Raw genomic sequence first — 13109 nt, 5'->3', positions numbered from 1 at the left:
CTCCTACCTTCCCTCCTCCCTCCTCCCTTCACCCCCTCAACCCCAACCACCCTTCATCCTCAGTCCAGTTGGGCAGTGGTACCGCGGTCCCACTCGGCGAAGCCGATTGTGTCCGGCGGTCCCAAGGACCCGGCCGTGGGCGTTCCTAGCCTGGTGCGGGAATCCGGCACCACCGGTGACCGTCACCGGCCGGACCCGATCCATGAAGCCTTGAGGATCCCCATGGTGCTGTTCAGAAGTCCGTCCGCGAGACTGAGCGCGGCGGCACTCTCCACGCTGTTCCTGCTCTGCGAGTCGTCCGCCGCCGTGGCCGCGCCGAACGCCGTCGGCCGTACCGCGGTTCACGAAGTCGACGTCACCGACCTGCCCGCCACCAAAGAAGGTCAGCCGACGGTCGCCGTCAATCCGAGGAATCCGAAGAACCTGGTCTTCGTCTCGACGATCTTCCCGCCCTCGCCGGGTCTTGAGCCGGTCGACGGCGGGTGTTTCCTCGCCTACTCGAACGACAGGGGCGACACCTGGACCCGGGTGGCGTGGCCGCTGGGCACGGCGGCTCCCAAGTGCGGTGAGCCGAGCGTGCAGTTCGACGCGAAGGGCACCGTGTACGTGGACAACAACCAGGTCAGCTCAGGGCTCGCCGCGAACCTCGTGAACCACAACCAGGTCGCCAGGTCGACGGACGGCGGCCGGACCTGGACCGACCCGGTGTCCACACCCCTGCTCCTCGGGGGCGCCCCGAAGATGCGGGTGGATGCCGCGACGGGCAAGGTCTACGCGGTGGCGGGAGCGGCGTGGGAGTACCCGAGCGCGGTCTCCGTCAGCGCCGACGGCGGCAAGACCTTCAGCAGCGACTCGCGGGTGATCCCCGGCCCGATGCCCTGCATCGAGGTGGCACCGGGCATCCCGCTGGTGTGCGGCTATCCGGGTCGTGAGATTGCCGTGTACGGCGGGATCCTCGTGTCCGCCTCGCAGGAGGCGGGCGAGCCGGTGAACTTCCACGTCAGCCACGACGACGGCAGGACGTGGACGAACACGACGGTGAACGACGGCCGGGGAACGCCCGTCGCCGCGGGTACCGGTGCTCTGGTACCGACTCCGGGACTGGGCGCGGCCGCCGACCCCGTCCCGTGGGTGGCGGCCGACACCTCCCACCGGGGCCGGTTCGCCGTCATGGTGCCCCGGGACTCCGACACCCTGGAGGTGTACGTCACCCCGGACGCCGGCAGGACCTGGACCGGGCCGACGACGATCGCCACTCCCAACGCCCAGCGGCCCGCGATCGACTTCGGCGCGAACGGTGACCTGGGTGTCATGTGGCGGACCACCACGGGCGACGCGTTCTCGGTCGTCTCGTTCGACCACGGACGCTCGTTCAGCGCCCCGGTGCGGGTCAACCACGTGACCGAGCCGGTCGGCGAGATGGGCCCTCCCGGTGACCGCTGGTCGGGGATCACCCTCGCCGGCGGGTACGCGTACGTCACGTGGGCCGACGGGCGGAACGGCTCCTCCCTCGACTCGGTCATCAGCCGGGTCCCGCTGAAGCTGTACAGGAAGCGCGCCCACCGGTAACCCGCTCACCCACACCCTCAGGGCCGGGGCGTGACCAGTCCCGCGTCGTAGGCGATGATCACCGCCTGGATACGGTCGCGGGCGCCGATCTTGGCCATGACCCGGCCCACGTGCTTCTTCACGGTGGACTCGGTCAGCACGAGGCGCTCGGCGATCTCGGCGTTCGTCCAGCCGGAGCCGATCGCCACGAGCACCTCGTGCTCGCGTTCGCTGAGCGCCACCAGACGCGGGTCCGTCCGGGGCTCGGCCTCGGGCGCCAGGACGTCGTGCGCGTGCGCGTCGAGCAGACGGCGGGTCAACCGGGGTGACACGACGGCGTCGCCGGTCGCGACCGCCTGGATCCCGGCGAGGAGTTCCGCCGGCCGGACGTCCTTGAGCAGGAAGCCACTGGCCCCGGCGCGCAGCCCGGCGTAGGCGTACTCGTCGAGGTCGAAGGTGGTCAGGATGAGCACGCGGGTGCGCCCGCCGGCCGCCACGATCCGCCGGGTCGCCTCGATGCCGTCGACACCGGGCATCCGTACGTCCATCAGGACCACGTCGGGGCGCAGGTCGGCCGCCATGCGGACGGCCTGCGTGCCGTTGTCGGCCTCCCCCACGACGGTCATGCCGGGGGTGCCGTCCAGCAGCATCCGGAAGCCCATGCGGGGCAGCGGCTGGTCATCGGCGATCAGTACGGTGGTCATGGCGCGGGCTCTCCGGACGTGGCCGAGGCGGACGGGTTCATCAGGACGTCCACGATCCAGCCGCGGGCGTCCTCGCGCGGTCCGATGGTGACGGTGCCGTCGTACAGCGCGGCCCGTTGGCGGATGCCCACCAGGCCGTGTCCGGTGTCGCCCCGGGGAGCCGTGGACCGCTCCCGCGACGGTGAACCGGTGTCGGTGACCCGGACGCGGAGCCCGCTGTCCTCGACCGCGATCGACACGTCGGCCGTGGCGCCGGGGCCGGCGTGTTTGAGGGTGTTGGTCAGGGCTTCCTGCACCACCCGGAACACCGTGAGCTGCACGCCCCGGCCCAGCGCGTCGACCGGGCCGACGGTGCGGTAGGCCACCGGCAGGCCGGCCGCGCGCACCCGGTCGAGCAGGGTGTCCAGGTCCCCGACACCCGGCTGCGGGGACCGAGAGGTGTCCCCCGGCCCCGCGGACTCGCTCAACACCCCGAGCACGCGCCGGAGTTCGTCCATCGCCTGCCGGCCGGTGTCGCCGATCAGCCGCACCGCCTGCCCGGTCCGGCCGGGGTCACGCGCGACGAGTACGGCGGCGCCGTCGGCGAGGTTCACCATGACCGACAGGTTGTGGCCCACGATGTCGTGCATCTCGCGGGCGATCCGCGAGCGCTCGGCCGCCGCCGTCAGCCGGACGCGCTGGTCCCGCTCGATCTCCAGTCGCGCCGCCCGTTCCCGCAGCGCCGACAGGTACAGCCCGCTGATCCGGAAGGTCAGACCCAGGGCCACGGCCCCTACGCCGGTGCCGACGGACAGGATCAGGAAGGTCACCGGGCCGGCCGAAGGGATCACGGTGACCACGAGCAGCACCCACCCCGCCACGGTCACCGGCAGCGCCCAGCAGATCGCCCGGGGTGAGGCGTGCAGGGCGAGGTCGAACAGGGCGATCAGCAGGACGGCGGCCCCCGCGGGCCCCAGGCCGAGCGACCACATGACCGGACACACGAGGAGGCAGGCGCCGTAGACCGCGACGGGAGCTCGGCGTCGCCACCACAGCGGCACGGCCAGCACGGCGGCGATGGCCAGCACCACGCCGACGGGCAGGCCGGCTCCCACCGGGCGCGACACGGGGTGCCCGGGGCTGTGCGCGAGCAGGTCCGGCGGCGCGGCGGCGGCGACCAGGACGACCACGGTGGTGTCGAGGAGCCAGGGGCGCCGCCGGTCGGCCGCCCGCAGCCGGCTCAGCACCCGCAGCAGCAGCCGCATGACGGGGTGCGCCCAGACGGCGTCCGGCCCGGGCGGGGGCGCGGTCGCCCCTGCCCGGGCCGACCGCGCCCTCGTGCTGTCGTCCATCGGCTCCATCCTCACGGACACGACCTCAGACGTCACTGCGGCGCAGCCGGTGGGCGGCACCGGCCAGCAGCAGTACGGCCCACACCAGCAGCGCCGTCAGACCCGCTCCCGGGCCGACCAGGGAGTCGCTCGACTCGTGCAGGGTCATCACCGACTGGCCGGCGTTGCTGGGCAGGTAGCGGCTGACGGTGTCGCCGAGGGAACTGGGCAGCAGCCCGGTCAGGCCGGGCAGGACGAGCACCACGCCGGCCAGGATCGCGATGCCCCCGGCGTTGTTGCGCACGATCAGGCCGACCGTCACGCCGTACACGCCGACCAGGCCCAGATACAGGCCCGCGCCCAGCAGGCACCGGAGGACCCCCGGGTCCCCTGGGGACAGGGCGATCTTCTCCTCGTGCAGGATGGCGCTCCCGAGCCCGAAGGAGACCAGGGCGCCGGCGGTGGACGTGACGAACGCGATCGGGCCGTAGACCGCGCACTTCGCCCACAGCACGGGCAGCCGGCCGGGCACCGCGGCGAACGTCGAGCGGACCATGCCCGTGCTGTACTCCCCGGCCGAGAGCAGGACACCGAGCGCTCCTACGGCCAGTGCCGCGAGGTTGGTGCCGGCCAGTGCCAGGGTCAGCGCGGCACCGGATGCCGCGTCCTTACCGCCGAGCGGGCCGCTCGGACTGTAGACGGCGGCGGCCACTCCTCCGATGGCCACCAAAAACAGCACGGCCACCCCCAGCGTGATCCAACTGGAGCGCAGCGACCAGAACTTGGACCACTCCGAACGGATCACCCGTCGGCCGGTCACGCGGTACATCGGACGCACCGGCGATGGGACGGTCGTAGGCGAAGTGACGGTGTCGGCGGTCATCAGGCGGCCCTCCGCGTGTCGCTGCTGTGGTACTCCACCGCGTCCTGGGTGAGGTTCATGAACGCCTCCTCCAGGGACACCGACTCGGTGACCAGTTCGTACAGCGGCACCTGGTGCTCGGCGGCCAGTTGCCCGATCCGCCGCGTGTCCAGACCGGAGACGACCAGCCGCTCGGCACCGGTCGAGGTCACGGTGACGCCGGGGGCGGCCAACAGCGAGCGCAGCCGCGCGGGTTCGCCGGTGGCCACCCGCACCCCCTTGTCCTCCGACCGCTCCACCAACGCGTCGACGGTCGTCTCGGCCAGCAGCTTCCCCCGCCCGACGACCACCAGACGGTCAGCGGTCTGCGCCATCTCGCTCATCAGGTGCGAAGACAGCATCACCGTGCGGCCCTCGGCGGCCAGTCCGCGCAGCAACTCCCTTACCCAGCGCACGCCTTCGGGGTCGAGCCCGTTGACCGGCTCGTCCAGCATCACGATCGCGGGGTCGCCCAGGAGCGCGGCGGCGATACCCAGCCGCTGCCCCATCCCCAGCGAGAACGCCCCGACCCTCCTGTGCGCCACATCGTGCAGACCGGCCAGGTCGATGACCTCCTCCACCCGGCGACGCGGCACGCCATGGGTGTACGCCAACGCCATCAGGTGGTTGAACGCCGAGCGGCCCGGATGCACGGCCTTCGCCTCCAGCAGCACCCCCAACTCCTGCAAGGGCGCCCGGTGTTGGGCGTAGCGCTTGCCGTTGACCAGGGCCGTGCCGCTGGTCGGCGCGTCCAGGCCCACGATCATCCGCATGGTGGTGGACTTGCCCGCCCCGTTCGGCCCCAGGAACCCGGTCACCTGACCCGGCGGCGCGGTGAAACTCAGCCCGTCCACCGCCGTCCTGTCCCCGTACCGCTTGGTCAGCCCGCGCACTTCGATCACTGTGCCACTCCCCGCCTCTGCCTGGCCCGGCTTCCCGCCGGGGCCACTGCTTCGAGGCTAGGAGCGGTCACGTCACGGCCCGTGGGCCCGCAGGGGACAAACCCCGCTGGTCACTGGTACCGGGGTACCAGTGAGCGGGGTGAAGGGGTGGTCGTCCGCGCGGTGGTCGTCCGCGCGGTGGTTCTCCTGCGAAGGGCTCGACAGCCGGTGCGTCAGCCCTTGTTGGCGCCCAGTGTGAGGCCGCTGACGAACTGGCGTTGGAGTGCGAAGTACACGATCAGCGTCGGGATCGCGGTGAGCAGGGCGCCGGCGGCGACCAGGTTGGGGTCGGTGAAGTACTGGCCGGAGAGGTTGTTCAGGGCGGAGGTGATCGGCATGTTCTCGCCGGTCGAGATCAGCACGATCGCCCAGAAGAAGTCGTTGTAGATCCAGATGGAGAGCAGGGTGGCCAGGGCCGCCATCGCCGGCTTGCACAGCGGCAGCACTATCTGCCAGTACATCCGCCACACCGACGCGCCGTCGACCAGCGCCGCCTCGGTCAGTTCGTTCGGCAGCATCCGCATGTAGTTGCTCAACACGAAGGCGCAGAAGCCCGATTGGAACGCCACGTGGATGAGGACCAGGCCGAGCGCGGAGTCGTAGAGCTTGCCGCTCATCGTGATGCCGGGGAGGTCGATGAGCAGGTACATGCGGTACAGCGGGGTGATGATGACCTGCTGGGGCAGCAGGTTGCCGGCCGTGAAGACCAGCAGCAGGAAGATGTTGAGCCGGAAGTCGAACCGGCTGACGTAGAACGCGACCATCGACGACAGCAGCAGTGTGAGCAGCACGGCCGGGACCGCGATGATCAGTGTGTTGACGAAGTAGTGGATCATGTCGGACTGCTCGAACGCGTTCTTGAAGTTGTCGAGGTTCAGCTTGTCCGGCCAGGAGACGTACCCCTTGTTGCTGGTCTCCGAGTACGGGCGCAGGGCCGCGTAGACCGCCCACAGCAGCGGGGCGAGCCAGGCCAGCGAGGTGACGACGAGGAACGTGTGCAGCAGGACCCGGGCCGGGCGGAGCGGGGTGCGCTGCTTCACGCCGAGTGCGGCGGTGGGGGTGGTCATGCGCGCCGCTCCTTCCGGAAGGTCGCGATCAGGTACGGAATGATCACCACGAGGGAGATGACCAGCAGGACGACGGCGATCGCCGACCCGTAACCGATCCGGCTGGACTCGCCGATGATGTTGTTGGTGATCAGGATCGACAGCAACTCGGTGCCCTGGGCGCCCTTGTTGAAGACGAAGACCAGGTCGAAGGCGCGCAGGGACTCGATGATCGTGACGACCAGGACGACCGTGTTGGTGGGCCGCAGGGTCGGGAAGATGACGTTCTTGAACGTCTGCCACTCGTTCGCGCCGTCGAGCGCCGAGGCCTCCCGCAGGGACGGGTCCACGCCCTTCAGGCCGGCCAGGTACAGGATCATCATGTAGCCCGCGTGCCGCCAGGACGCGGCGATCAGGACGGCCCACAGGTTGAGCTTGGGGTCGCCGATCCAGTCGATGTAGTGGCCGGGCTTGTTGGCCCCGATGAGGCTGTTGATCAGGCCGGTGTCGGGGTTGTAGATGAGCTGCCAGACGAAGCCGGTGACCGCCAGCGACATCACGACCGGCAGGAAGAACGCGGTCTGGTAGACGCGGCTGAAGCGGATCTTCTTGTCCAGCTGCACGGCCAGGAACAGGCCGAAGGGGGTCGGCAGCAGGATGAGCACGACGAACCAGATGATGTTGTGCTCAAGTGCGGGCCAGAACTGCGGGTTGTCGTTGAACAGCTCCTTGAAGTTGGCCAGCCCCACCCACTTGATCGAGCTGAAGCCGATGCCGTCCCAACTGGTGAAGGCCAGCAGGATCGAGGCGAGGGCGGTGACCCAGACAAGGGCCACGTGCAGGACCGTCGGCCCGCCCGCCATGAAGGCGAGCGTGATGCGGTCACGGCGGGTCAGCAGGCGCTTGGCGCCCTGCGGGACCCGCTTCTTCTCAGGCGCGGGGCCCGGAGGCGGAACGGCGTCCGCCTCCGGGCTCGTCGTAGTCGTCTCGGAGATCATGAGGAGGCGAAGATCGTCTTCTTCTGGCGCTCGATCGAGGTCAGCAGACTGTCGACGCCCTTGGGGTTCTGGAGGAACTTCTGGAGTCCGGGCTGCATCACCGTCGAGGTGAAGTCGGGACGGGAGTCGCGGTCCATGAACTGGGTGAGGCTCTTGGCGGCGCCGATCATGTCGAACGCCTTCTTCTGGAGCGGCGAGTACGCGGAGGTGTCGGCCTTGCTGGAGGCGGCCACCACGCTCGGGTCGGTCTTGAGGTACAGCTGCTCGGCCGCCGGGCTGCCCAGGTACTCCAGGAGCTTGACGACGCCGTCGTGGTTCTTCGGGGACTTGCTCACCATGTAGCCGTCGGTCGGCGCCTCTACGGTGTCCTGGCCGTACGCGGAGTTGATCTCCGGGAAGGCGAAGAAGTCGAGGTCGTCGAGGTCGGCCTTGACGGTGAACTGCTGGGCCACGAAGGAGCCCAGGAGGTACATGCCGGACTTCTTCGACACCACGCCCTGTGCCGCGTCCTGCCAGGTGCGGCCCATGAAACCGTCCTGGTGGTACGGGAGGAGCTCGGCCCAGTGGTCGAAGACCGCCTTGACCTTCGGGTCGGTCCACGCCTCCTTGCCCGCCATCAGGGACTTGTGGAAGTCGTAGCCGTTGAGGCGGAAGTTGATCTGGTCGAAGGTGCCCATCGCCGGCCAGGCGTCCTTGTCGCCGAAGGCGATCGGGACCAGTCCGTCCTTCTTCATCTGCTTGCAGAGGGCGACCAGTTCGTCCCAGGTGGTGGGGACGGTGTAGCCCTTCGCCGTGAAGACGCTCTTGCGGTAGAAGATCGCCCACGGGTACGTGGTCATCGGCACGAAGTAGTACTTGCCGTCCTCGCCCTTGCTGAGCTGCTTCATCGCATCGGGGAAGTTGTCACCGATCTTCGCCCAGACGTCGTCGATGGACGTGGCGAGCTTCTTGGCCGCGAAGAACTGCATGCGGTACCCGGCGAACCAGTTGAACACGTCGTCCGGCGTGCCCTGGAGGTAGGAGTTGATCTGCTCCTGGAAGGTGTTGTGGTCCTTCGTGTTGACCTTGACGGTGATGCCGGACGTCTTCTTGAAGTCCGCGTAGACGCTCGCGAACGCCTTCTTCGGCACCGCGTCGGACGCGTTGGAGCCGACGGTGACGGTCTTCGGGTCGGACGAACTGCCGCTGCTGCCACAGGCGCTCAGCAGGGGTATGCCGGCGCCGAGCACGGCGGCGCCACCTATGCCGCGCAGGACGGAACGGCGGCTCGCGGCAGGGAGGGAGAAGTCGGGCATGAACGGCTCCTGACGGACAGGGTTCGGCCGGAATGCGCCACGGCCCAAGGTCGTCGTAACCGACCAGAAACCAACGCGACCAAACACGGTGGCGTAATAACAGTCCTATGTCTGGTCATGCGTCAACACCCGCCGCCCTCATTTGTCGAAACGTAATCGACACTCACGAGCAAAAGGAGCGAACGCGCAGCCGAGTGGCCACACGTCCGCTCCGAGGTGACCGGGGTCACGGGGTACGCGAGGGGCCCGGGGGCTCCCACGGACCCCTACCGCCCCTCAAAGCGCCTACTTGAAGGCGGAGAAGGCCTTGGTGAAGGCGGACGGGTCCTGGACGACCGAACTACAGGTCGCGTCCGCGCTGGGCTTGGCGCCGCCGGGGCACTGCTTGTCGCGGGTCGCGGACCACATCGAAAGGCCACCAAGACCCTTCGCTTCCGCGAAGGCCGCCAACCCGTTCGCGTCCTCGACCGTGAAGACCTCCGATGACACGTCGTTGACACCGATCATGGGCGTCACTGCAACCGCTTTCCATGCAGCGGCATCCGAGAGCCCGAGAACACTCTTGACTTGGGCTTGTGTAGCAGTAGCCGCTTGCTGTGAGTACGTTCCCATATTTCCGGAGTACGCCGGTCCGTAATCCATCGCCATGATGTTGACCGTGTTGATCTTGACGCCGTTGGACTTGGCATTGGACAACAGGTTCACCCCGTCCTGGGTCAGACCCTCGGGCATCACGGGGAGCGTGTAGGAGACGTCGAGGTCCGGGTGCTGCTGCTGGAGCTTCGCTATCGCCTGGGCGCGGATCGTGTTCGCCGCCGTGTTGGGCAGCGCACCGCCCTCGATGTCGAAGTCGACCTTGGTGAGGCCGTACGCGTCCACGACCTTGGCGTACGCCGTCGCCAGCGCGCTCGCCGAACCGCAGGTCGTCGCCAGCTCGGAGCCCGACGCGCCGCCGAAGGAGACCCGCACGTCACCGCCCTTGGCACGCAGCGCGCCGATCTGCGAGGCCACGCCGTCGCTCCCGAGATCCGACACACCGCCCCACTTCGGGGTGCAGCCGCCGCCGTCGGTGATGAAGGCGAGGTTGTAGTTCTTCACGCCGGTCGCGGTGACGTTGGCGAGCAGGTCGAAGGCGGGGTAGAGCGAGGTGTCGACGTAGGGGGCGAAGCCCGCGCCGGCGGTCGTGCCGGTGCCGGTGGTCGTGGTCGGTGAAGCGGTGGGAGTGGCCGTGGGCTTGGAGGTGGCCGTCGGCGTGGAGGTCGGGGAGGCGGTCGGCGTGGGCGCTGGCGACGAGGTCGTCGGGCGGCCGGTCGGCTCGGGGGTCGCGGTGCCGTCCGCCGAGCACTCGGTGTTGTCGATGAGACAACTGGTCGGCTGGCCCGTGCCGTTGACCACGAAGCCGACCGTGACCGACTCGCCGGCCGCGAGCCCGTCCGTGTCCCACTTCGGCGGCTTCACGGTGACGCGCTGCCCGCTCACGCTCGACTCGGCGTTCCACAGCGAGCTGAGCTTCGATCCTGACGGCAGGTCGAACTCCAGCGTCCAGTCCTTCTTCGTGGCACCGGTCGTGTTCGTGACGACGTACTGCGCGGTGTACCCCGTCGACCACTCGCTGGTTCTCGTGTAGGCCGCGCCGACGCTCGCCGCCTGGGCGATACCGGTCAGCATGATCGCGCCGCCACCGACCACCGCGGCGGCGACCGCTCCGCCGATCACCTTGTTCCTCTTGCTGATCCTGCGCCGGTGCGTGCTCATCGCGTGCCTGCTTTCGCCGTACGGGGGTGGGGTGCGGCAGCACGCTAGCGATCCGGAATCGGGCAAAGCGCCTGATCCGGGCGGGGGTTGGCGATCTTAGGGTGCGCTTAAGGGAGGGATCGGGAGCGGTTAAAGGTAGAGACCAATTTCCCGCGCCGACGCCGTCGTACGGCTCCGCGATGCCCTCTGCGCTCCGGCTCCCGCCCGTCCAGCTGGATCCAGATCCGCACCTCGGTGCCGCCGAGCATCGAGGACCCGATGCGCACGTCCCCGCCCGTCGACTCCGCGAGTCTGCGCACGATGTCCAGGCCGAGCCCGGTCGACCCGGCGCTGCCGGAGCCGCGCCCGCGGGCCATCGCCGCCTCGGGGTCCCGTATGCCGGAGCCCGCGTCCGAGACGAGCACGATCACCGCGTCCTCGCTGTTGTGCACGTCGACCGCGAAGGCCGTGCCCTCGGGCGTGTGCCGGAACACGTTGCCGAGCAGGGCGTCGAGGGCGGCGACCAGGTCGGCGCGGGCCACGGGTATCCGCACCGGCCGCTCCACCCCGGCGACCCGCACCTTGCGGCCCTCGTCCTCGGCGAGCGCCGACCAGAACCGCATCCGCTCACGCACCACTTCGGCCGCGTCGCACCCGGCACCGGGCCCGGCCGCCACGGTCTGCGGCTTCGCCTCGCGCGCGGTCCGGATGATCGTGTCGACCTCCCGCTCCAGCTGCGCGACGGCGGTCCGCGTCTGCTCGGCGGCGGGCCCGTCCCCGAGCGAGGCCGCGTTGAGCCGCAGCACGGTGAGGGGTGTGCGCAGGCGGTGCGAGAGATCGGCCGCCAACTCCCGCTCGTTCGCCAGCAGTTGTACGACCTGGTCGGCCATGGAGTTGAACGCCACCGCCGCCAGCCGCAGTTCGGTCGGCCCTTCCTCGGGCACCCGCGCCCCCAGCTTCCCCTCCCCCAGTTCGTGCGCGCCCTCGACCAGGCGCTGCGCGGGCTGCACCATCCGTACGCCCAGCCGGTCGGCGACCGCGACGGACCCGACGATCAGCGCGATGCCGACACCGGCGAGCACCGCCCAGGCCGTACCGACGCCGTTGCTGACCTCCGACTCCGGGACGAACACCTCGACGACGGATATCTCGCCGGAGCTGAGCGCGACCGGCTGGAGCAGGACGGAGCCGCCGGGCACCTCGGTGGTGGAGGCGCGGCCCAGCTTCCGTACGGTCGCGATGTCCTTGCCGGCAGCGCGCTGGAGCCCGATGTCGACGGCGGACTTCCCCTCCCCGGCCGGTATGTGGACGGCCATCCCGGAGTCCGCGCCCGCGGAGGCGACGACCTTCTCCAGCTGGTCCCGGTCCGTGGTGATGGACAGCGCGGGGGCGACGGCGGCGGCCTCCCGCTCGGCGTTCGAGAAGGCGCGGTCGCGGGCCATCTCCTTGATGACGAGGCCGAGCGGCACCGCGAAGGCGACGACGACCATCGCCGCGATCGCCAGACAGACCCTGACCAGCGCCCACCTCATCGCACCGACTCCGCTCCCGGTGGCTCCAGCTTCACGCCGACACCCCGCAGGGTGTGCAGATAGCGCGGCTGGGCCGCCGTCTCCCCCAACTTCCTTCGCAGCCAGGACAGATGGACGTCGATGGTCTGGTCGTCGCCGTACGACTGCTGCCACACCTCGGCAAGGAGTTCCTTGCGCGGTACGACGACACCGGGCCTCCCGGCGAGGAAGGCGAGGAGGTCGAACTCGCGCCGGGTGAGGTCGAGTCGGACGCCGTCCAGCTCGGCCTGGCGGCGCAGCGGATCGACGGTGAGGCCGCCGACGCGGATGACCGTGGACGGGGGTGCCTCGCCGGTGGTGGCACGGGAACGTCGTAGAACAGCGGACATGCGGGCGGACAGGTGGTCGACCGAGAAGGGCTTGGTGAGGTAGTCGTCCGCGCCCGCGTTGAGCAGCCGCACGATCTCGCTCTCGTCGTCCCGAGCGGTGGCGATGATCACGGGTACGTCAGTGATCCCGCGCAGCATCTTCAGGGCCTCGGACCCGTCCAGGTCGGGCAGTCCGAGGTCCAGGATGACCACGTCGAAACGGAAATGGGCGACCTCGCGCAGCGCCTCAAGTGCCGTACCGACACTGCGCACCGTGTGCGCGGCATCGGTCAGATGCCGGATGAGGGCGGAGCGTACGAACTGGTCGTCCTCGACCACGAGCACACTTGCCATGCGCCGCACCGTAGCCCATGCGGGCGACCCGCATCCGGGCCTGTGGACAACTCCCCGTCTGTGGACAAGCGGTGCGGGACCGACGGGACACCTGTGGGGCGCGTGAGGCAGTATGGCGGCGATGCCCACGTTGCCCAGAGGACTCGTCAACGGATTCGTACACGTGCTGGCCTGGTCGCTCGCCACCGGCGCGGCCGTCACGCTGTCCTGGTGGGGCGTCCACACGGTCATGACCGGCACGGCCTACGACCCGCCGCGCGCCCTGCCCATCACGGCGGCCGGCGCGAGCGTGCAGGCGGCTCAGCCGCCGGCCTCGGCACCAGCACCCAGTTCCGCAAGGTCTCGGGGGCGATGCTCAGATCGGCAGCGACCTGCCGGATCGTCGCCTCGGGCCGCGNC

The 13109-nt window shown here is 69.7% G+C and carries 11 protein-coding genes and 1 pseudogene; 2 read left to right on the top strand and 10 right to left on the bottom strand.

The annotated features are described in order from the left end of the window. The first annotated feature begins 222 nt into the window (after nt 1–222). Nucleotides 223–1569 (top strand): sialidase family protein, encoded by a 1347-nt coding sequence (locus tag ACNFOC_RS39925; protein ID WP_416963901.1) that lies wholly within the window; start codon nt 223–225, stop codon nt 1567–1569. A 17-nt stretch (nt 1570–1586) separates the two neighbouring features. Here ACNFOC_RS39925 and ACNFOC_RS39920 read toward each other — a convergent pair whose 3' ends face one another. The 10 genes from ACNFOC_RS39920 to ACNFOC_RS39875 form a co-directional block, all read right to left on the bottom strand. Beyond that, entirely contained in the window at nt 1587–2252 is a 666-nt protein-coding gene (locus ACNFOC_RS39920) for a response regulator (RefSeq protein ID WP_416963900.1), read from the bottom strand. Further along, a complete protein-coding gene (locus ACNFOC_RS39915; protein ID WP_416963899.1) occupies nt 2249–3583 on the bottom strand; it encodes a sensor histidine kinase in 1335 nt (444 codons plus the stop codon). Before ACNFOC_RS39915 ends, ACNFOC_RS39920 begins: the two co-directional genes overlap by 4 nt. 25 nt (nt 3584–3608) lie before the next feature. Continuing rightward, complete coding sequence (locus tag ACNFOC_RS39910; RefSeq protein WP_416963898.1) at nt 3609–4445, bottom strand: ABC transporter permease; 837 nt, start codon at nt 4443–4445, stop codon at nt 3609–3611. Then, entirely contained in the window at nt 4445–5365 is a 921-nt protein-coding gene (locus tag ACNFOC_RS39905; protein WP_416963897.1) for an ABC transporter ATP-binding protein, read from the bottom strand. Before ACNFOC_RS39905 ends, ACNFOC_RS39910 begins: the two co-directional genes overlap by 1 nt. Before the next feature lie 212 nt (nt 5366–5577). Next, nucleotides 5578–6471 carry a carbohydrate ABC transporter permease gene (locus ACNFOC_RS39900; protein WP_416963896.1) on the bottom strand — a complete coding sequence of 298 codons (894 nt, stop codon included), beginning with the start codon at nt 6469–6471 and terminating at the stop codon, nt 5578–5580. After that, nucleotides 6468–7448, bottom strand: coding sequence for a carbohydrate ABC transporter permease (locus tag ACNFOC_RS39895; protein WP_416963895.1), 981 nt, complete (start codon nt 7446–7448; stop codon nt 6468–6470). The genes ACNFOC_RS39900 and ACNFOC_RS39895 overlap by 4 nt, the downstream gene beginning before the upstream one ends. Further along, nucleotides 7445–8743 (bottom strand): ABC transporter substrate-binding protein, encoded by a 1299-nt coding sequence (locus ACNFOC_RS39890; protein ID WP_416963894.1) that lies wholly within the window; start codon nt 8741–8743, stop codon nt 7445–7447. Before ACNFOC_RS39890 ends, ACNFOC_RS39895 begins: the two co-directional genes overlap by 4 nt. Nucleotides 8744–9028: 285 nt before the next feature. Beyond that, nucleotides 9029–10498, bottom strand: coding sequence for a glycoside hydrolase family 18 protein (locus ACNFOC_RS39885; protein ID WP_416963893.1), 1470 nt, complete (start codon nt 10496–10498; stop codon nt 9029–9031). A 107-nt stretch (nt 10499–10605) separates the two neighbouring features. Then, entirely contained in the window at nt 10606–12009 is a 1404-nt protein-coding gene (locus ACNFOC_RS39880) for a HAMP domain-containing sensor histidine kinase (protein ID WP_416963892.1), read from the bottom strand. After that, nucleotides 12006–12710: a response regulator transcription factor gene (locus tag ACNFOC_RS39875; protein ID WP_366432533.1), complete on the bottom strand. Its 705-nt coding sequence runs from the start codon at nt 12708–12710 to the stop codon at nt 12006–12008. The genes ACNFOC_RS39880 and ACNFOC_RS39875 overlap by 4 nt, the downstream gene beginning before the upstream one ends. A 112-nt stretch (nt 12711–12822) precedes the next feature. On the opposite strand from ACNFOC_RS39875, the pseudogene ACNFOC_RS39870 reads away from it, so the two are divergent. Beyond that, nucleotides 12823–13109 (top strand): annotated as a pseudogene (locus tag ACNFOC_RS39870) (hypothetical protein); the annotation flags it as partial.

Source organism: Streptomyces colwelliae, from assembly GCF_048158785.1.
GTDB lineage: Bacteria > Actinomycetota > Actinomycetes > Streptomycetales > Streptomycetaceae > Streptomyces.
The sequence above is the reverse complement of the archived record's forward strand: the minus strand, read 5'-3'. Positions and strand labels throughout refer to the sequence as shown.

Excerpts from the sequence above, each read along its gene's own strand:
- ACNFOC_RS39895 (WP_416963895.1), bottom strand. The coding sequence starts at position 7,448 with ATGATCTCCGAGACGACTACGACGAGCCCGGAGGCGGACGCCGTTCCG.
- ACNFOC_RS39885 (WP_416963893.1), bottom strand. The coding sequence starts at position 10,498 with ATGAGCACGCACCGGCGCAGGATCAGCAAGAGGAACAAGGTGATCGGC.
- ACNFOC_RS39880 (WP_416963892.1), bottom strand. The coding sequence starts at position 12,009 with ATGAGGTGGGCGCTGGTCAGGGTCTGTCTGGCGATCGCGGCGATGGTC.
- ACNFOC_RS39890 (WP_416963894.1), bottom strand. The coding sequence starts at position 8,743 with ATGCCCGACTTCTCCCTCCCTGCCGCGAGCCGCCGTTCCGTCCTGCGC.
- ACNFOC_RS39900 (WP_416963896.1), bottom strand. The coding sequence starts at position 6,471 with ATGACCACCCCCACCGCCGCACTCGGCGTGAAGCAGCGCACCCCGCTC.
- ACNFOC_RS39875 (WP_366432533.1), bottom strand. The coding sequence starts at position 12,710 with ATGGCAAGTGTGCTCGTGGTCGAGGACGACCAGTTCGTACGCTCCGCC.
- ACNFOC_RS39915 (WP_416963899.1), bottom strand. The coding sequence starts at position 3,583 with ATGGACGACAGCACGAGGGCGCGGTCGGCCCGGGCAGGGGCGACCGCG.
- ACNFOC_RS39925 (WP_416963901.1), top strand. The coding sequence starts at position 223 with ATGGTGCTGTTCAGAAGTCCGTCCGCGAGACTGAGCGCGGCGGCACTC.
- ACNFOC_RS39920 (WP_416963900.1), bottom strand. The coding sequence starts at position 2,252 with ATGACCACCGTACTGATCGCCGATGACCAGCCGCTGCCCCGCATGGGC.
- ACNFOC_RS39910 (WP_416963898.1), bottom strand. The coding sequence starts at position 4,445 with ATGACCGCCGACACCGTCACTTCGCCTACGACCGTCCCATCGCCGGTG.